We start from the raw sequence: 17851 nt of genomic DNA on the forward strand, positions 1-17851 counted from the left end.
AGTCTCATGTCCCTGCAGCGCCACGTGCGTTCGCTGCACAGCCTGGCCCCGGCCAACAAAGACCACGTGTCGGCGTGGCGGGTGGCGATCAGCGTCGCCGTGCCGTCCCTCGCGCTGCTGGCAAGCGGGCGCCCGGAGCTGATCGCCTACGCCGTCTTCGGCGCACTGACCGGTATGTACGGCCGCACCGAGCCCCATCAGCTCCGGTTGCGGCACCAAGGCCAGGCGGCTGTCCTGCTGCTCACCGGCGTAGGAACGGGCGTCCTTCTCTCGGTCCATCACATCCACTCGTGGGCGCTGGTGATCACGGAGGCCGTGTTCGCCGGCGCCGGGTCGCTGTTCGCGGACAGGACCACCCTGAAACCGGCCGGGCCCTTCTTCGGGATCCTGGCGCTGGGGGCGTGCGCGTCCGTTCCCGCCACCGTCCCCTGGCATGCCGCCGTCCTCATCGCCGCCGGGTCGGCCGCGTTCTCGATCGCCGTCGGCTTTGTCGGCTGGTTCCGGGGCCGGACCTGGCAGCGCGGCCGGCGGCGGGATGTCACGGTACTGCGCGGGGAACGCCGCCGGGCCGCGTGGCTTCACGCCGCCCGCTACGTCAGCGCCGTCGGCGCAGCCGGGGCCATCGGTGTCCTCAGCGGCAGCGGCCACCCGCACTGGGCCATGGCCGCCGCCGCGGTGCCGCTTGCCGGGGCGGATCTGCCCAGCAGCGTGTACCGCGGCATCCACAGGATCGTCGGCACACTCCTGGGCCTCGTGGTGGTGGCAGCCGTCTTGTTCCCCTGGCCGGGATCACCGCTGCAGGCCTTCCCCGGCCACGCAGCTGCCGTCATGGCCTGCCTCGTGATCGTCCTGCAGTTCAGCACGGAGCTGTTCATGACCCGGCACTACGGCCTCGCCATGATCTCCTTCACCCCGGTGATCCTGCTCATCGGACAGCTTGCGGCGCCGGCCGACCCGCAGGTCCTGGTGTCCGAACGGGCCGTCGAGACGCTGGTGGGCGCTGCCGTAGGGATCCTCGTCGTCGTACTGATCCGGCCCAGACTTATCCGGCACGGTCGCGCGGCCGGCCCCGGAGGAACCCGCCGCTCTTACTTCGCGCGGCGCGGCGGTCCGGCGACGAGCCGCGACGGGAGCACCCGCGAAACCGATGTCAGGACCTTGTAGCGCCTGCTGGGAATCGAGACGGCCTTGCCCTTGGCGTTATCGGCCAGGGCCTCGCTGACCACCTGGCGGGCCTCGAGCCACATCCAGCGCGGCGCCACGGTCTTGTCCATCCCCATCCGGTCGTGGAACTCCGTGTGGGTGAAGCCGGGGCACACGGCAGTGACCTGCACCCCGCGCGCCGCGTAGGCCATATTGGCCCAGCGCGAGAAACTCAGCAGCCACGCCTTCGCCGCCGAGTATGTGCCGCGGGGCAGGAAGGCCGCCACGCTGGCGACGTTGATGATCCTGCCGGACTGCCGGGCGAGCATGCCCTGCAGGGCGGCATGGGTCAGCTCCATGGCGGTTTCAACATGAAGTTTCAGGTGCCGCTTCTCCTCGGCAATGTCGTTGTCCTCGAAGGACCGCAGCAACCCGATTCCCGCGTTGTTGACCAGGATTTCCACGGGCCGGGCGGGATCGGCGAGGCGCGCGACGACGGCGGCGATCCCGGCGTCGTCCGTCAGGTCCGCGGCGATCGTCTCCGCCGCGGAACCGTACCGGTTCTCCAGCTCCGCGGCAGTGGCCGCGAGGCGGCCGGCGTCGCGGGCCACGAGCACGACGCGGTGGCCCTGCTCTGCAAGCTGGCGGGCGAACTCGGCGCCGAGGCCCGCTGTTGCGCCCGTGATGAGAGCGGTGCTGCCCGGTGTGGACGCTGTGTGTGGGTTCATAGCGACAGCCTAGCCTCGTGCAGGCTCAGGCCAGGGCCGTGTCCGACGCCAGTTCTTCCTCCTCGGGGCCGTCCCCCTCCGTCAGGTGGCGGTTCTGGAGCTCTTCGGCGGCGAGCTCGTACCAGGTATGCGCGCCAAATGACGGGCTGCTGGTGTCGAGGTGGCGGTAGAGGGCGTCCGCGAGGCGGCACAGCGCGGTGTCGGACAAGGCGCGGACGGTGGCGGCTGGATCGAGCGTGCCTTCGAAGTATTCCGAGAGCGCCAGCCCGTTGATGGTGCCGAAGTCGTTGACTCCGCCGGTTTCCGCGGCCAGCGGGCTGTTGGCATCCCCCGTCCCGGAATCGGGTCCGGAACCGAACCCGACGTCGAGCAGTCCGGCCGGTTCGCTGGTGCCGGCCGAGACGGTGACAGGGCCCGCTCGGAAATCGGTCTCGAGTCCGGCGAGGACTTCGGCGTCGGGTCCCACGTGCAGGAGGCAGATGGGCAGAACGGCCGGCTCGTCGAGGGTGAGTCGGACCAGCACGGGCACGGCCGAGTCCCCGGCGTCAGGGGCCGGCAAGGGTCCGCTGTCCGCGAGCCGCCGAAGGTCAAGCAGCACTTCCGGATCCAGGTGGGAGGCGCCGTGGAGGTTGATCACCACCTCGGCTCCCGCTCCGAGCCGGCACGCGCGGCGCACGATATGCAGGAGCGCAGCGGAATCAGACTGGGTAACGCAGCCGGTGACTTCGAGGGTGACATGTGCGGGATCGACGTCCACACGGACAAGCACACGCAGTTTATGGTTCATGGGGTTCTCCAAAGGGACCTGTCCAAGAGCCAACTGCATAACTCTGCTCAAACCTTACGAGGTTGTTGTCCGGCTCACAAGCCGGGCCCGGCGCCCATGGCAGTTCCGGGCCCCTGCCCGCTGGGCCGCGCCCTGCCCGAGGGGCTAGGCTCCCTCGGGTGCCCGTTCCGGCCAGTCCACGTACTGGTGGTACGTCTCATGCCTGCGCAGATAACGGTACATGAACGGGCAATTGGGGATGATCCGCTTGCCGGAGGCCACCACGTCGTCGAGGGCGAAATGCGCCAGCACTTTCGCGAGCCCCTGGCCCTGGAACTGCGGTGACGTGTCCGTGTGGATGAAGTCGATGTGACCCGGCCGGTCGATGAACCGCACCTGGACGGCGAGCTTGCCGCCGACGTGGAGCTCGTAGCGGTGCAGCTCGTCGTTGCGGGTGGTGGCAACGTCCGGGCTGAAGGGGTCTTCCGTGGCTGCCGAGTTCTCCGTCATGGTTCGACATTGGCACTTAATGGCGGGTGTGGCAATGGCGGTTCTGGTCCGCCGGACCGTTCGGCCGGCGACATGAGCCGGGCCGGAATCCGTCCCAGCAGCACGACCGCGAGCGCGAAGCACCCGGCGCCGCCGCCCAGGAGCCCCAGCGTGAGCCCGTTGAGCGCCGCTTGGACCGCCGGAACAAAAACGGCGACGGCGGCCAGCAGCACAGCCGCCGCCGGGCGGCTCGGTGACGGGCCGGACGACGTCGGCCGATTCTCCAGCCGGCCGAACAGCGCCACAACCGGCAGCAACAGCGCGATGACGGTCATCAGCACCAGCGGACGCCCCCACCACCATGCCGCGGATCCGCCGGCCGGCTGGGGAAAATCTGTCAGCAGCAACACCCCGGACATCGCCCCCAGCAGGGGCAGGTGCCACAGGTAGACCGTCATGGATCGGCTGCCGGCCACGCCCACCAGCCGGCCCACCCAGGCCAGGGACGCGATTCGGGACAGCACCGGCCGGAAGAGCTGGAGTGCGGCGGCTTGCGAGATCCCCAGGAGCACCAGCGTCAGATTGGGCGGGTTGAGGTTCACCAGCATGTTCCCGGAGTACAGCCCCAGCAGCACGAGAAGTCCCAGCAGCAGGTTGCAGGCGACCATGAGGCCAAACAATGCCAGCCCGCCCGGCTTCGGCCCTCGAGTGTCGGCCACGATGAATCCGAGCTGCTGGACAGCGCACCACACGAACACCATATTGAGGTAGGCAAGTTGCGGCAGCACCCCCCGCAGGCAGTCGACCGTCACCACCAGGGAGATCAGCCCGGCGAGGGTTAGCCAGGGCGCGCGCGCATGCAGGCCCGCCAGCCAGGGAAGGTTGAGTTGCGCGGCGAGGTACGCGGCGAGGAACCACAACGGCATTCCCGCCCCGCTGGTGAGTAACTGGATCACCTGAGGGTCAACCCCCGAAAGCAGGGCCAGCGACAGGCCGGTGAACATAACGGCCAGCAGTACGGCAGCAGGACGGATCAGCCGCAGCAGCCGCATCTGCATGAAATCGAAGGCGCTGCCGCCCCTGGCCCGCAGCCGCCGCCAGGACTGCAGCCCGGTGATTCCGCCGGCCACAAAGAACAGCGGCATGATCTGAAGGACCCACACGACGGGTTCGAACCAGTGCTCATTGCCCAGGGTGTTTTCGCTGGTCACAGTGCCGTCAGCGTGCAGGACGGGACTCACCATCATGGTGTGTCCGACCACCACAAGTGTCAGGCAGAAGAACCTGGCAAGGTCAATCACCGGGTCGCGGACCGGCATCGGGGCCGGGCCGCGGGTTGCCCGCTGCTGTGGAACCATGGCGCCCCCTGGGAAGGCCTGCTGTGTTGCCTCCATTGTCGGCCTTGGGAGGCCTATCGGCGAGGGGTCCTACGGCCCGGTTCCGCACCGGCGATCAGGCGGTGCGGACCCGGGGGCCGGGACGACGACGGGCAGTGGCGTCGCGCACGCCGTGGCGCGCTGCCGGCGGGCTCAGCGCGAGAGCGTCGCGAGGGCGGTGGCCGCGAAACCCCGGGCGGAGGCATCCCACAGGCCCAGCAATGCCTGGAGGTTCTCGCCGTCGGCCCGGTGGGCGGCGGTCTGTTCCTCGAGGACGGCCAGGACGCCGGTGCGCAGTTCGGTGTTGAAGTTGACCTTGCCCACGTTCATGGCCGCGGCCTTGACCAGTTCCGCCGCCGGGATGCCCGAGGCGCCATGCAGGACCAGCGGGATCCGGGTCCGCACGGCGATGTCCTGCAGCACGTCCCAGCGCAGCCGGGGTTCCCCCTTGTACTTTCCGTGGACGTTGCCCACGGCCACGGCGAGCAGCTGCGCCCCCGTGCGGGCCACGAAGTCCTCCACCTGGGCGGAGTCGGTGAGGCCGGAGGGGTCCTCCCCTGAGGCGCTGCCTGCGCCGTCTGCGGCGCCGGTACCGAAGGCCCGGTCCTCGTCCCCGGCCAGTCCGCCGAGTTCTGCTTCAATCACGACGTCGGCATTGCCCTGCGCGGCGAGGTCCGCTCGGACGCCGCGGACCAGGGCGATGTTCTCCTCGTAAGGCAGCGAGGATCCGTCGACCAGCACCGAGTCGGCGCCCGCGGTGACGGCTTCGGCGATCACCTGGGGATCGGTGGCGTGGTCCAGCTGCACCGCAACCGGTACTCCGGCCGCGTCGGCGAGCCCGCGGAGGGCGGCGATCAGCCGCAGCCCGTTGGGCGTGGCCGCGGTCTTCGGCGCGACAAGCAGGATGGCGCCCCGGCCGGCCTCTTCGGCCGCCGCCACAACGGCGAGCGCGGTGGTGAAGTCGTAGCAGGTGAACGCCGGCACGGCCGAGCCCTGCTGCAGGGCGGCACTGACCAGGGCGTCGAGTCGGGTACGCATCAGGCGCTCAGGCCTCCCACCAGCATCCAGGCCACGAACGTCAGGGCGAACCCTGCCAGTCCCAGCACGGTGGTGAGCACGGTCCAGGTCCTGAGGCCGTCGGCGACGGTCAGGCCGTAGTACCGCACAACCACCCAGAAGCCGGCGTCGGTCACATGGGACAGACCGAGGGCGCCGAAGCCGATGGCGATCACGATCACGGCAATCTGGGCCGGGGTGTAGCCGCCGGCGGCGACGGCCGAGGAGAGCAGGCCGGCCGTCGTGACGATCGCGACCGTGGCCGAGCCCTGGGCGGCGCGGAGGGCAAGCGAGATGATGAAGCCGAGCAGCAGCAGCGGAACCCCGAGGGTGTCGAGGGACTCGGAGAGCGCCGCCCCGATGCCGCTGACCTGCAGGACGCTGCCGAAGACGCCGCCGGCGGCGACCACCATGAGGATGGAGGCGATCGGGGGCAGGGCGCCTTCGAAGATTTCTCCGGTTTCTGTCAGCGACCACCGGCGGCGGACGGCCAGGAGGAAGAAGCAGAGCGCCACAGCGACGAGGAGGGCGAAGACGGGGTTGCCGACGAAGGCAGAGACGCCGTACCAGAAGTTGTTCTTGTCGATCACGAGGGTGCCGACGGTGCCGAGGAGGATCAGCACGATAGGGGTGGCGATGAGGAAGATGATCAGTCCGGGGCGGGGCGCGGCCATGGCTTTGCTGCCCGGGCCCTCGTGGCCGACGCGGACCAGGGAATCGGAGCCGAACTCGTCCACCTGGGCTTTGACGGTGGGCAGCAGATCGTAGTTCTTGCGGTTCATGATGGACGCAACCCAGTAGGACAGGAAGCCCAGCGGGACACAGATCGTCAGCGAGATCAGGGCGATCAGTCCGATGTCGGCGCCGAGCACGCCGGCACCGGCCACAATGCCCGGGTGCGGCGGCACGGCCACGTGGATGGCCAGCATGATGCCGGCCATGGGCAGGCCGAACTTGACCGGGTGGACGTTGGCGATCTTGGCGAACGCGTAGACGATCGGCACCAGCACGATGATGCCGACTTCGAAGAACACCGGAATCGCGACGAGGAAGCCCACGGCGGTGAGGGCCACGGCCACGCGCCTGGCGCCGAGCTTGGCGGTGAAGTGGTCGGCGAGGGACTGCACGCCGCCGGAGATTTCGATCATGCGCCCCAGGATGGCGCCCAGGGCGATGAGGAGCGCGACCTTGCCCATGGTGCTTCCCACGCCGTTGGCCACCACGGTGAAGACGTCTTTGAGCGGGATCTGCGCGGCGACGGCCACCAGGATGCTGACGGTCAGCAGGGCCACGAAGGCCTGGATCTTGAAGCGGATGATCATGATCAGCAGCAGGGCGACGCCGGCAGCCGCGATGGTCAGCAGCAGCGGAGTTCCCAGCTGCACGGCCGGCTTGATGACGGGCGCGTCGGCGGCGCGCACCATCAGGAAATTGAGCAGGGGGGTCATGAGGGAGTGTCTCCTTTGACAGGAAGGTCGTCGATACGTCGTCGGGAAAAGTGGCGGGGAGGGGGCCAGCGACGGCGGAGGGGTCCGCCCTCGCCGGCTGATGAAGGGCTGTCTAGGCGGTGCGCTTGCTGGGTGCGACGACCTTGATGACGGCGGAGTCGTCAGCGGCGGCGAGGCCCTGGGCCTGGCCGAGGAGGTAGAGCTGCTCCGCCGCGGCGGCCACGGGGGCGGCGAGGCCGGCGGCGCGGGTGGCCTTGCCGACAATCCCCATGTCCTTGACGAAGATGTCCAGGCGACTGAGAACCTCGGCGCCGTCCTCGGTGTAGGCCTCCAGGATGCGCGGGCCGCGGTTGGAGAGCATGAAGGAGCCCGCCGCGCCGGCCTCTAGGGCGGCGAGGGTCTTGGCCTGATCCAGGCCCAGGGCGTCTGCCAGCGCCATTGCCTCGGCAGCGGCGGCGATGTGGACGCCGCAGAGCAGCTGGTTGACGGTCTTGAGAGCCTGGCCGTCGCCGGGCTTCTCACCCACCACGGTCAGGGTGGAGGCGAGGAGCTCCAGGACGGGGCGGGCGGTTTCGAGGGCGGCCGGCTCGGCGCCGACGACGATCAGGAGGTCGCCTTCCCCGGCGCGCTTCGGGCCGCCGGAGAGCGGTGCGTCAACCAGGGCCACGCCGTGCTCGGCGAGGCGGGCAACGGTGGCCGGGATGGCTTCGGTGCCCACGGTGCTGCCAAGGATCACGACGGCGCCCGGCTTCAGGACGGCGGCCACGCCGTGCTCGCCGAAGAGGACGTCGTCCAGCTGTTCGCCGTTGCGCACCGCCAGCAGCAGGGCGTCGGCGCCCTCGGCGGCTTCACGGGCGGAACCGAAGGTGCGGACCCCGGCTTCCTGGGCGAGCGCGAGGCGGGGCTCGGCGATGTCGAAGCCGTGGACGGTCAGCCGGGTGGCGAGGCGCGCGGCCATGGGCAGTCCCATGGCGCCCAGGCCCAGAACGGTGACTTTGTAATCGGTGGTCATGATCTTCTCCATTGAAATTGAAGCGGGGAAAGAGGCGGAAGGAAAGCGGGGGTTCAGAAGGTGCTGCTGAGCTTGCGGGTGACCTGGGCCAGGGACTGGTCGTCGCCGACGTTGCCGGCGAAGACGATGTACGGGATGCCCTTGGCCGGGCCGTCCATCGGCTCCCAGAGGCTCACGATGCCCGGCAGCATGGGCCCGCGGACGATTGCGTGGCGGATTTCCAGGCCGTGCGCGGCGACGTCCGAGGACGTGATGCCGCCCTTGGCGATCACGAAGCGGGGCGGGAAGGTCTTGAGCGTGCGGTTCACCACGGCGACGACGGCGGCGGAGACGGTGCGGGCGATCCGCAGGCTTTCGGCGGCGTCGGAGGTCTTGATCAGGAGCCGGCTGGTGTGGACGATCACGTCGCCGGCGTGGAGGGCAGCGACCACCGTGCCGACGGTTTCGTCGAGGTACGCCCCCGCGTTGTCGCCGAGCAGCTGTTCGACGTCGATCTCCACGATCCGCGCCGCTCTGTGCTGCTCGGTGAGTGCGTTGAGCTGGCGGGTGGTGACGCCTACATGGGAGCCGACGACGATCAGGCCGCCGGCCTCCGACGGCGTGTTGCCGGCATATGCTTCGTCGCCGCTGAGTTCGGTGCGGATTTCCTGGCCGATCCGTGCCCGGACAAAGGGCGGCCCTACGCGGTAGAGCAGTTTCTTGCCGCGGCGCTCTGCTTCTTCCAGGCCCAGGGCCAGGGCGCGGAGATCGTTTTCGGTAACGATGTCCGCCACGATCGGCGTGGAGTCGGTGGCCGGTTCGATGGCGTCGGCAATGGCCTTGGCGGAGATCAGCGGATCATTTGAGGCACGGATGATGTCCAGATCCAGCACGATCACCGAATCCGCGGGGAACCGGCCCTTCGACTTTTCCTCGACGTACTTGGCCATCTCCGAATTGGCGAAACCGAAGCTGGCGTCCCGGGCGAACTCGGTTTCGGCCACGGGGGTGAGCTGTCCGGAGTCCTCGCCCGTGCCGCGCATGAAGTGCACGCCGCCGATGGTCACGCGGCCGGCATCGGGGAACGCGGGAACAATCACGACGCCGTCCGTCGTCTCGCCGTTGACGGCGGTGACGGTGGCGGCGATGACGTCGGGTTCGAGGGGGTAGTGGCCGCGGAGGGTGGAATCGCTGCGGCTGACGAAGCTAAGCCGCAGGGCCGGATCAGCCGATGCGGCGGCCGCGAGGGCGTTCCGGACGATCTCCTCGTTGCGGGACGCCGCCTCTGCCGGGTCAAGGCTGCGGGTGTTGGTCAGCACGTAGACCGCGCGCTGGCGCTGGCCGTTGACTTCGTAGCCGAACGCCCAGGCGAAGTCCGCCACGTCCCAGCGCGTGAGAACCGGCAGGTTCGCCACGGACTGGGTACCGGTGGGGTCGTCGTCGAGCACTACCAGGACGCGGGGGGATGCCTCGGACGAGGCCGCCACGCTGTCTGCCACTAGCCGGGCGGGGATCTGTACTTCCGCGGGGAAAGCGGCCAGCACGTCTGCTTCGAGGGGCACTATGCACTCCATTGTGTGGGGATCTATCGGTAAAAGCTACGGCCCGGGAGGGAACCGGAGTTGAGGCTAAATGTAAGATGTCAGACATCTTATTTCCGAGTGTTAGTGTGGCATATGGCACAACGACGCGCAAGTAGACTTGGCCATCAGGGAACATGCCATGAGAGAAAACATCAGGCAGAGCTTCAGGCAAAGCGGAGTCGCTGGACGGGGAGAATTGGCTAGGAAATCGCTGGTCGGCGTAGTGGCCGATGAACTGCTGGACCGGATCATTGCCGGCGAATTTCCGCCCGGCGCGAGCGTCCCCGGCGAACTGGAGCTCAGCTCGCGGCACGAGGTCAGCCGAATGACCGTCCGCGAGGCCATGAAGACCCTCGAAGCCCAGCGGATTCTCAGCGTGGAACGCGGCCGGGGCACGTTCGTGAACCCGGTAAACCGCTGGGGCTCCCTGGACGCTGTGCTGCGGGCGGCCTCGGAAGGCACCAACGACGCCTCGGCCGCCATTCAGCTCATCGAGCTGCGCCGGATGCTGGAGACGGGCGCCTGCGAGCTGGCCGCCGGACGGATGGCGGATTCGGACATCCAGACCCTCCGCGCGCATGTGGAAAAGATGCGGCTGGCGCACGAGCGCAACGACCTGGCGGCCTTCGTGGAGGCGGATCTGGCCTTCCACGACCTCATCCTGCAGGCGTCGGACAACGTCTTCGTCGCTGTGTTGTTCGAGCCGCTGCACCGCGTCCTGGAGAAGCGGCGGACGGAAACGTCCAAGGTGCCGGACATCCAGGAGCATGCAATCGGACACCACCAGAACATCGCGGATGCCCTGGCCTCACGGGATCCGCACCGCGCCCGCGATGCCATGGACGCGCACATGCAGCAGACCCTGGATGACTTGAAGACCTATGTCCTGGGCGACGGTACCGCCTGACACCGACGCACCGGTCCGGGCGGGCCACAGCGGACGCGCCCGGTGGAAGCACTCAGGCGAGCGAGAGGAAGAGCTTCTCCAGTTCGGCCCGGTCCAGGCTTGGGTCCTCCTGTTGCATGCACTGCTGCAGGCCCGTGGCGATGATGGAGAATCCGGCTTTGTCCAGGGCGCTCGATACGGCAGCCAGCTGGGTCACGACGCTCTTGCAGTCACGGCCCTCCTCGATCATCCGGGTGACCGCGGCAAGCTGGCCCTGGGCGCGGCGAAGCCGGTTGATGACAGGCTTCATGTCTGTGGGATCGAGTTCCATTTGTTCCTCCGGGTTCGATGCGTCAGCTTTTATATCATACCCCCCTGAGTATTTGGAGGACCTCGTCGCCGCGACGGCGACGCGGGCTCCGGGACAGGCTCCGGAGCGGCCATGGGAGCGTCTCCACGACGGGTCGCTAGGGGCATAAGTACCTTGTGCGGCATGCATTATCGGCGTATTGCTGGTGATGTGAACGCCGCCAGGTTCCCCGAGCCGGACGCCGGCCATACCGGCTCCAACACCCCCTCCCCGGGGCCATGGCCGCCGGGGAAACAGGGCTCCGCACGGGGGCAGTACGGCGCCTGGCATTCACAGCCGTGGAGCCGGTACGTCGCCCTGGGGGATTCATTCACGGCAGGCGTCGGCGACCCGGAACCGCTGAGCCCCGGCGGCATGCGCGGGTGGGCCGACCGCATTGCCGAAGAACTCGGCGAGGGTCGCGAGTTCGGCTACGCCAACCTGGCCATCAGCGGCCTGGTCCTTCGCGACATCCTTGACCAGCAACTCGGGCCGGCCTTGAACCTGAAGCCGGACCTCGTCACCCTCTCGGCCGGCGGGAACGATCTCGTGTTCCATCGCGGCGATCCGGACCGGATGGCCGCCGCCCTTGACGATGCCGTGGCCGCGCTCTCCGCCACCGGGGCGACGGTGGTCCTGTTTACCGGCCCGGACTGGGGCGAGACACCCGTGTTTGGGCACATCCGCGGCAAGGTCGCGGTGTTCAACGAGAATATCCGCGTCATCGCCGCCCGGCATGACGGGGTCATCGCCGATCTGTGGGCGCTGCGGCAACTGAGCGATCCCCGGATGTGGGACCCTGACCGCCTTCACTTTTCGCCGCTGGGGCACCACACCATTGCCGCCATGGTCCTGGACACGCTCAGCGTGCCGCACCGGCTGCGGCCGCTGGAACCCAAGCCCATGCCGCCCGGCAACTGGCGGGAAACCAGAGCCGGGGACCTCGCCTGGATGGCGCACTACATGTTGCCCTGGATGGTGAGCCGGATCAGGCCGCGGGCCGACACCCTGCCCCGCCAGGCCAAGCGCCCGCTGCCGGGGCCGCCCCCCGGGTCCCGGCCCCCGGGCCCCGCACCCCTAGTCCGGCCGGGTTCCGTGGGCTAGTCTGCAGGAACGGCCCACAGCCGGGCATCGATGGCGATCACGAGGAGCGAAGTTGTCTAATCACACCTACAGCATTTCTGAAATTGTCGGAACCTCGAACGAGGGTGTCGATGCGGCCGTCCGGAACGGCATTGCCGAGGCCGCCAAGACTCTGCGGAACCTTGACTGGTTCGAAGTCAAGGAAATCCGCGGCCACCTTGAGAACGGTCAGGTCGCCGACTGGCAGGTCACCATCAAGCTCGGGTTCCGCCTGGAACGCTGACCCCCGCTTCGGAGCGGCAACGGCGCGCACCGGGCCGCCTTCGGAGCCAACCCGCAACGCGTCAGGGCGGAGGAGGTCAGGACGGAGAGGAACGCTTCATGCGCTATACGCATCTGGGCCGCTCCGGCCTGACAGTCTCGCGCCTGTGCCTGGGCACCATGAACTTTGGCCCGCAGACCGGGGAGGCGGAGGCTTTCGCCATCCTGGACACCGCGCAGGCAGCCGGCATCAATTTCGTCGATACCGCCAATGTGTACGGCGGGTCGAGCCACCGCGGCTGGACCGAGGAAATCCTCGGCCGCTGGTTTGCCCAGGGGGGCGAGCGCCGTGAGCGCACGGTGCTCGCCACCAAGCTGTTCGGCACCATGACGGACAGACCCAACGAGTCCAAGCTCTCGGCGCTCCACATCCGCCGGGCGCTCGACGCCAGCCTGAAACGGCTGCAGACGGATTACATCGATCTCTACCAGTTCCACCACGTGGACCGGAACACGCCGTGGGAGGAGATCTGGCAGGCCGTCGAGGTCGCCGTGCAGCAAGGCAAAATCCTGTACAGCGGCAGCAGCAACTTCGCCGGCTGGCACATCGCCCGCGCGCAGGAAGCAGCGGCACGCCGGAACTACAACGGGCTGGTCAGTGAGCAGTCGATCTACAACCTGCTGACCCGGGACGTGGAACGGGAAGTGATTCCGGCCGCGCAGCAGTACGGCCTGGGGCTCCTGCCGTGGTCGCCGCTGCACGGCGGCCTGCTGGGCGGGGTGCTGAAGAAGGAGCGCGAAGGCGTCCGCCGCATCGCCGGCCGCGCCCACGAGGCACTCAAGGCACACCAGAAACAGATCCGACGCTACGAGGACTTCGCCGACGAACTGGGCCAGGAGCCTGGCGATGTGGCGCTCGCGTGGCTGCTCCACCAGCCGGCAGTCACCGCTCCGATTATCGGCCCGCGCACGCTCGAGCACCTCGAAGGTTCCATCCGGGCGCAGAAATTGAAGCTCGACGCCGACGCGCTCAAGCGCCTCGACGAGATCTTCCCGGGACACCGCACGGCACCCGAAGACTACGCCTGGTAGGCCGTGACAGCGCCCGGCACCCTGTGGGCAATGGAACGATTTCCGAATCCGGGATGAATCCCGAGTGAACCTTCCGGCCATTTTCAGCCGTTTTAGCCGTGTGCCGGCGAAACCTGCCGGTAGTCGGGTGGCTCTTTTATACTAAGCATGATTAGTATTAGGGCAGAAGGATGAAGCGCACCCGGCGATCCGGGTGCCTCCTCAATGAAAGAAGAAGGAACGATAAAATGGGTTTTTTCGCATTTCTGATTCTGGGCCTCATCGCCGGCGCAATCGCTAAGGCAATCCTCCCGGGACGTCAGGGCGGTGGCATCGTGATCACCCTGATTCTGGGCGTCGTCGGCGCTCTCCTGGGCGGATTCATCGGCAGTGCACTGTTCGGTGTTGGCATCAACGAGTTCTTCTCGCTGTCGACCTGGCTGCTGGCCATCGGCGGTGCGATCATCGTCCTGCTCGTTTACGGCATGATCAGCAAGCGTTCAGTCCGCTAACACGGAAACTGAACGGAAACCGGCCCCGGGTGATCCCCGGGGCCGGTTTTTTCGCACAATTTTGGCAGGACGCAATGGCGTCACGACCGCATTTCGGCGGCACGGCCATTTCCCGGGAACCTCACTTCTTCACGCACGACCGTTCTCATACGTCCCTAAAGAACAGGAGTACAGCATGAAGGGCAAACTTCTTTTCGGCGCCGGACTGGCCGCAGGCTATGTCCTGGGCTCGCGGTCCGGCCGCGAAGCCTACGAAAAGCTCAAGTCCCGGACTACCGACCTCTGGCACAGCAAACCGGTCCAGGACAAGCTCACGGCGGCAGCCGAGACGGTCAAGGATAAAGCCCCCGAGGTCGCCGGACAGCTCACCGAGGCCGCCCGCCGTGCAGGGACGGTCATTGGCTCAGCCGTCCACCGCGACGCGGGCCCGGAAATGTCAGTGCCGGTGGCCGCCGATGTCCAATCCGACCCGGCGCTCACTGACCAGGACGGACAGGACTGGTCTGATGAAGGCGGCGCCACCCCTGCCGGTCCCGCCACCAGCGTTGAGACGGACAAACTGCCCTAGGCAGCTGCAGCGCCTCCCGGTTGAGGGCACCGCCCTCAACCGGGAGGCGCCAAGGTACCGGCCACCACGGTAGCGCCGAGCTCCTCAGAGACCAGCACCCGGGCCGTCAGTCCGTGGCGGCGAAAGATCCCCGCCGTCTGCGTGGCCTGCCGGCGGCTGGTCTCGATGAGCACGTGGCCGCCAGGCGCGAGCCATTGCAGCGCCCCGGCGGCCACCCTGCGCTGCACGTGAAGCCCGTCGGCACCGCCGTCCAGGCAGGTCCGCGGTTCATGCAGGCGCGCTTCCTGGGGCATGGTTTCGATCTCCGCTGATGGCACGTAGGGGGCGTTGACCGCCAACACCCGGACGCGGCCACGGAGTCCTGCCGGGAGCGGAGCATAGAGATCACCCTCGTAGACCTCCCCGCCCAGCGGCCCGACGTTGGTGCGTGCACACGCCACGGCTGCGGGGTCGATGTCGGCGCTGTGGAGTTCGAGTGGGCCGCCGAGCGCCGAAAGCGCGGCCCCGACGGCGCCGGAACCGCAGCAGAGATCGATCACGACGGGTGCCGGGCGGGCGACCCCGAGCGGTTCCAAGCGCCACTCGGTCAAGAGCGCGGCAGCCTCCCGGACGAGGAATTCCGTCCGGCGCCGCGGGACGAACACCCCGGGGCCGACGGCGATGCGGCGTCCGCAGAATTCGGCCCAGCCAAGAATGTGTTCCAGCGGCAGGCCGGCTATCCTCCGGCGTGCCATCGCTTCGAGTGCTTCAGGCGTCGGAGCTGCGTCGAGGAGCAGTCGGGCTTCGTCCTCGGCGAAAACACAGCCGGCGGCCCGGAGCCTGGCTGTGAGGGTGCCGTGCGGGGAATGGTGGCGGATTACTGGCATGGGAGCGCCCTTCGGTCTGATCTCAGACGCCCTCACCGTGAGCTAGCCGCGGCCGGCAGGCCGGCAGCGCCAGGAGGGCACCCTGTCTGGACTTGTGTAAACGGGACCCACCTCCTTTTGCTGCAGTTGCTCGAACTCCCCCATGCTACCCAAGGACAGACCGTCGCGCGGTGATTAATCCGGCGGCATTGAGTCCGGGGTTTGTGACGGCGGTTGACCGCGGCTTCCCGGTCCGGGCTGGCAGGATGTCACCATGGACTCCTTCCCGGCACACGACATCATCTGGACCGGCTCTTACACGGCAGACTCCGGCGGCAGCGGCACGGGGATCGGCGCAGTGGCCGCGGCGGAGGACGGCACCCTGCGCTGGCTGGGTGTTGCGGCGGCGGCTGACTCTCCGTCCTTCCTGGCCGCCCACCCCTTACTTCCTGTGGTCTACGCCGTTGCCGAGCACGCTCGGACGGTCAGGGCCTACCGCAGGGCCGGCGCGTTTGGCCTGGAGCCGGCCGGCCCTGCGTGGCCGGCCGGCGACGCGGCCTGCCATGTCGCCGTCGAGCCCTCCGGCCGATTCCTGGTGGTCTGCTGCTGGGGCGACGGCCAGGTGCTGTACTACGAGCTCGACGCCGACGGCGGGATCATGGACCGGGCCGCCGCCGCGGGGTCCCGAGATCCCTATCGAGGCGCCTCCGGGGGTGCACAGCGGCCCAGCCGTGCCCATGCCGCGCTCATGCTTGCGGACGGCCGGGTGATGACCACGGACCTCGGTCACGACCTTCTGCGGATCTGGAACGTCCGCCCCGGGCCGGTGCCCGGACTGGTTCTGGACCACGAGGTGGTCCTGCCTCAGGGCAGCGGTCCCAGGCACCTGGTTCAGCACCCGGGCGGGCATGTCTTTGTGGTGACCGAGTATTCAATTGAGGTGGCCGTGGCGGCAATGTCGCCGAGCTCGGGGGACTTCCGGCTCGGCTTCGTTGGACCGGCCACGGCCGGCGGGGCGCTGCCGGGAGATTCCGCGGCCGAGATCGCGCTGGCGCCCGACGCCGGGCACGCCTACGTGGGCGTGCGCGGCTCGAACCGGATCAGTGCGCTGGAGGTTGAGGCCGGCGGCGCGGCGCTGCGGCCGGTGGCCGATGTGCCCAGCGGCGGGGACTGGCCCCGCCATCACCTGGTCCGCGACGGATGGCTGCACGTGGCCCACGAACGGTCCGGCGACGTCGTGACCTACCCCTTAGACCCGGAAACCGGGCTGCCGGGCTCCCCCTCGGGCCGGCTGCGAGTGGCGTCACCCACCGCGCTGGTGCCGGCCCGGGCCCGGCTCACGCCACGGGAGTGAGCGGCCGGCGTCTGGAAGCGGGAGGAGCCGCCCTCCACCCGCCGGCGAACAGCCCGGCGGCGTAGTCCCGCAGCGGCGGTACAGGCCGCTGCACCATGGCGGCGGCCGCGGCGGAAGCCTCTTCGGCCGAGGGCCGGTCAGCGGCCTCCATGGCCGTCATGGCCGCCAGGAGCGACACCCAGCGCGGTCCCAGTCCCTGCGGAATTGCGGGCCCTCTCAAGGTGCGCGCCACCAGCGACTCCACATGCGTCCCGGGAAATGCCCTGGCCGCCGTCAGGCACTCCAGGAGAACCAGGCCCAGGGCATAGACGTCCGTCGCCGGATCAGCCGGGCCCCCGTTGGCCTGCTGCGGGCTCATGTAGTGCACGGTGCCGGACGACATTCCCGGCTCGAGCACGGTCCCCGCGGGGGCCGCAATGCCGAAGTCCGCAATCCGCACCGGGGACCTGCGCAGGGAACTCAGCAGAATGTTGGCGGGCTTGATGTCCTGGTGGACGAGTCCGAGCGCATGCACGTGGCCGAGCCCGGACAAGGCCGCCGCGGCCCAGCCGGCGACTTCCCCGGGGTCCCCCGGGCCTGCGTGGATCCGTTCCGCCAGATTGCCGCCAAAGGCGAATTCCTCCACCAGGAAGGGGCGGCCGGCCCACGGGCTTCCGTCCGGAACGCGGCCCTCACCTGCGAACGCGACCACGGCCGGATGATCCAGCCCGGACAGGATGCGGGCTTCTTCATGGATCCTGCGCGCGTGCCGGCCGTCGGGTCCCTCGGCCACCTTGACGGCCACGGGGCGCTGGTTCGCGAGATCAGTTCCGCGGAAGACGGTGGCGGTGGCTCCCCTGCCCAGGAGTTCGTGGATCAGGAAGGATCCCGGCTCGCCCGTGGGCCGGCGTGCCGGAAGGACGCTGCCCGCGAGCACCGGGCGGGCCGCCGCCGGAGCGGTCACCGGCTGTGCCAGTAGGCCGCGGCAAGCGACGCGCCACGCTGGTCGACGCCGTCGAGCTGGAAGCCGCAGCGGCAGCGCCACAGGGCGGGCAGGGCCGCGGAGTGGCCGGCGGGCTCGAACGAGTAGGAGGCCATCGCACCCGGTTCCGGGGACCGCCATTCCATGGGTGTTCCGCAGTGCCGGGGGGCCTGGCTGTCCGCCGCCCAGGGCCGAACCGTCCGCGCCAACCTCATCTCGGGCAGCGCCATATCCGCGTCGGCCAGGGCCACGTGCCCGGCGGACAGGGAACCGTCGCCGGCTCCCCCGTTGGGAGTTGCGGATTCAGTCACGACGCCTACTCTCATTCGATGGTGAGGAACAAGTAGTAAGCATACATATAACTAGTCCAGCTAACTAGTT

The 17851-nt window shown here is 68.7% G+C and carries 20 protein-coding genes; 8 read left to right on the plus strand and 12 right to left on the minus strand.

Features of this window, described 5'->3' with window-relative positions:
* The first annotated feature begins 6 nt into the window (after window positions 1-6).
* Window positions 7-1164, plus strand: coding sequence for an FUSC family protein (locus ABD243_RS01745; RefSeq protein WP_344361358.1), 1158 nt, complete (start codon window positions 7-9; stop codon window positions 1162-1164).
* Here the strand turns inward: ABD243_RS01745 and ABD243_RS01750 are convergent.
* The 8 genes from ABD243_RS01750 to ABD243_RS01785 form a co-directional block, all read right to left on the minus strand.
* Window positions 1089-1871, minus strand: coding sequence for an SDR family NAD(P)-dependent oxidoreductase (locus ABD243_RS01750; protein WP_344361362.1), 783 nt, complete (start codon window positions 1869-1871; stop codon window positions 1089-1091). The two genes, ABD243_RS01745 and ABD243_RS01750, sit on opposite strands and share 76 nt — an antisense overlap.
* Window positions 1872-1896: 25 nt before the next feature.
* The gene (locus ABD243_RS01755) at window positions 1897-2658 is read right to left on the minus strand and encodes a hypothetical protein (protein WP_344361364.1); all 762 of its coding nucleotides are present in this window, start codon (window positions 2656-2658) and stop codon (window positions 1897-1899) included.
* 144 nt (window positions 2659-2802) lie between these two features.
* On the minus strand, window positions 2803-3147 hold the full coding sequence (locus tag ABD243_RS01760) for a GNAT family N-acetyltransferase (RefSeq protein WP_091250164.1): 345 nt from the start codon (window positions 3145-3147) through the stop codon (window positions 2803-2805).
* Window positions 3144-4484 carry an acyltransferase family protein gene (locus tag ABD243_RS01765; protein ID WP_344361367.1) on the minus strand — a complete coding sequence of 447 codons (1341 nt, stop codon included), beginning with the start codon at window positions 4482-4484 and terminating at the stop codon, window positions 3144-3146. The genes ABD243_RS01760 and ABD243_RS01765 overlap by 4 nt, the downstream gene beginning before the upstream one ends.
* A 171-nt stretch (window positions 4485-4655) precedes the next feature.
* On the minus strand, window positions 4656-5540 hold the full coding sequence (locus tag ABD243_RS01770) for a class II fructose-bisphosphate aldolase (RefSeq protein ID WP_344361369.1): 885 nt from the start codon (window positions 5538-5540) through the stop codon (window positions 4656-4658).
* Window positions 5540-7006, minus strand: a complete 1467-nt coding sequence (locus ABD243_RS01775; protein WP_344361371.1) for a GntP family transporter — start codon at window positions 7004-7006, stop codon at window positions 5540-5542. The genes ABD243_RS01770 and ABD243_RS01775 overlap by 1 nt, the downstream gene beginning before the upstream one ends.
* A gap of 112 nt (window positions 7007-7118) precedes the next feature.
* Window positions 7119-8018 (minus strand): NAD(P)-dependent oxidoreductase, encoded by a 900-nt coding sequence (locus ABD243_RS01780; protein WP_344361373.1) that lies wholly within the window; start codon window positions 8016-8018, stop codon window positions 7119-7121.
* Window positions 8019-8071: 53 nt separating this feature from the next.
* Window positions 8072-9559, minus strand: a complete 1488-nt coding sequence (locus ABD243_RS01785) for a four-carbon acid sugar kinase family protein (protein WP_344361376.1) — start codon at window positions 9557-9559, stop codon at window positions 8072-8074.
* A 217-nt stretch (window positions 9560-9776) separates the two neighbouring features.
* On the opposite strand from ABD243_RS01785, the gene ABD243_RS01790 reads away from it, so the two are divergent.
* Entirely contained in the window at window positions 9777-10487 is a 711-nt protein-coding gene (locus tag ABD243_RS01790; RefSeq protein ID WP_091250148.1) for a FadR/GntR family transcriptional regulator, read from the plus strand.
* A 52-nt stretch (window positions 10488-10539) separates the two neighbouring features.
* On the opposite strand, the gene ABD243_RS01795 is transcribed toward ABD243_RS01790, so the two are convergent.
* The gene (locus ABD243_RS01795; protein WP_018774886.1) at window positions 10540-10797 is read right to left on the minus strand and encodes a metal-sensitive transcriptional regulator; all 258 of its coding nucleotides are present in this window, start codon (window positions 10795-10797) and stop codon (window positions 10540-10542) included.
* Between the two features lie 162 nt (window positions 10798-10959).
* Between ABD243_RS01795 and ABD243_RS01800 the strand changes: the two genes are divergently transcribed.
* From ABD243_RS01800 to ABD243_RS01820, 5 genes are all read left to right on the plus strand, one after another.
* Window positions 10960-11919 carry an SGNH/GDSL hydrolase family protein gene (locus ABD243_RS01800; RefSeq protein WP_344361381.1) on the plus strand — a complete coding sequence of 320 codons (960 nt, stop codon included), beginning with the start codon at window positions 10960-10962 and terminating at the stop codon, window positions 11917-11919.
* A 52-nt stretch (window positions 11920-11971) separates the two neighbouring features.
* Window positions 11972-12181, plus strand: coding sequence for a dodecin (locus ABD243_RS01805; protein ID WP_011690139.1), 210 nt, complete (start codon window positions 11972-11974; stop codon window positions 12179-12181).
* A 98-nt stretch (window positions 12182-12279) separates the two neighbouring features.
* Window positions 12280-13251: an aldo/keto reductase gene (locus ABD243_RS01810; protein WP_344361392.1), complete on the plus strand. Its 972-nt coding sequence runs from the start codon at window positions 12280-12282 to the stop codon at window positions 13249-13251.
* A gap of 227 nt (window positions 13252-13478) precedes the next feature.
* On the plus strand, window positions 13479-13742 hold the full coding sequence (locus tag ABD243_RS01815) for a GlsB/YeaQ/YmgE family stress response membrane protein (RefSeq protein ID WP_091250134.1): 264 nt from the start codon (window positions 13479-13481) through the stop codon (window positions 13740-13742).
* Between the two features lie 175 nt (window positions 13743-13917).
* Window positions 13918-14310 carry a YtxH domain-containing protein gene (locus ABD243_RS01820; RefSeq protein ID WP_344361397.1) on the plus strand — a complete coding sequence of 131 codons (393 nt, stop codon included), beginning with the start codon at window positions 13918-13920 and terminating at the stop codon, window positions 14308-14310.
* Window positions 14311-14345: 35 nt separating this feature from the next.
* Here ABD243_RS01820 and ABD243_RS01825 read toward each other — a convergent pair whose 3' ends face one another.
* Window positions 14346-15176 carry a putative protein N(5)-glutamine methyltransferase gene (locus ABD243_RS01825; RefSeq protein WP_344361399.1) on the minus strand — a complete coding sequence of 277 codons (831 nt, stop codon included), beginning with the start codon at window positions 15174-15176 and terminating at the stop codon, window positions 14346-14348.
* Window positions 15177-15429: 253 nt separating this feature from the next.
* Between ABD243_RS01825 and ABD243_RS01830 the strand changes: the two genes are divergently transcribed.
* Entirely contained in the window at window positions 15430-16509 is a 1080-nt protein-coding gene (locus ABD243_RS01830; RefSeq protein WP_344361402.1) for a lactonase family protein, read from the plus strand.
* On the opposite strand, the gene ABD243_RS01835 is transcribed toward ABD243_RS01830, so the two are convergent.
* Together ABD243_RS01835 and ABD243_RS01840 are read right to left on the minus strand one after the other, a co-directional pair.
* Entirely contained in the window at window positions 16493-17452 is a 960-nt protein-coding gene (locus ABD243_RS01835; RefSeq protein WP_237563264.1) for a serine/threonine-protein kinase, read from the minus strand. The genes ABD243_RS01830 and ABD243_RS01835 overlap by 17 nt on opposite strands.
* Window positions 17449-17781: a hypothetical protein gene (locus tag ABD243_RS01840; RefSeq protein WP_344361407.1), complete on the minus strand. Its 333-nt coding sequence runs from the start codon at window positions 17779-17781 to the stop codon at window positions 17449-17451. The genes ABD243_RS01835 and ABD243_RS01840 overlap by 4 nt, the downstream gene beginning before the upstream one ends.
* Window positions 17782-17851 lie beyond the last annotated feature (70 nt).

Source organism: Arthrobacter humicola (assembly GCF_039531445.1).
Taxonomy (GTDB): Bacteria; Actinomycetota; Actinomycetes; order Actinomycetales; family Micrococcaceae; genus Arthrobacter; species Arthrobacter humicola.